Here is a 505-nt window from a genome sequence, read left to right as displayed (position 1 = left end):
CGCTCGCCCTGCTGGTGGCGGGCTCCTGGGGTGTCGGCGCGGTACGGCAGGCGGCCGCGGAGATACGCGACAGCGGCGTCGCCGTCCCCGTCGTGGTCTGCGGTCGCAACGAGGCACTGGCCGAACGCCTCTGCGCCGACGGCATCGAGCATGTCTTCGGCTGGGTCTGGGACATGCCGGAGCTGATGCACGCCTGCGACGTCCTGGTCCAGAACGCCGGCGGTCTCACCTCCCTGGAGGCGTTCGCCACCGGCCTGCCCACGGCCGGCTACCGCTGCATACCGGGCCACGGCCGGACCAACGCGGCCGCCCTCCAGGACGCGGGACTGGCGGCCTGGATACGACACCCGGCCGACCTCAAGCCCGTACTCCAGGCGCTCCTCGACGGCGAGACCGGAAAGCGCCAACGGGCCCGGGGTCTGGCCCTGTTCGCCGACACCCGCGGACCGGCCGAGAGCATAGCCATCCACTGTCTGCGGCCCACCGCCCCCACTTCACCCACCGC

At 73.1% G+C, this 505-nt stretch carries 1 protein-coding gene; it reads left to right on the top strand.

All coding sequences use genetic code 11. The annotated features are described in order from the left end of the window. A partial coding sequence (locus J0695_RS40355; protein ID WP_206969771.1) for a glycosyltransferase occupies positions 1–505 on the top strand: 505 nt, incomplete at both ends.

The sequence above is a fragment of the Streptomyces beijiangensis genome (assembly GCF_017315755.1).
GTDB classification, from domain to species: domain Bacteria; phylum Actinomycetota; class Actinomycetes; order Streptomycetales; family Streptomycetaceae; genus Streptomyces; species Streptomyces beijiangensis.
The sequence above is the reverse complement of the archived record's forward strand: the minus strand, read 5'-3'. Positions and strand labels throughout refer to the sequence as shown.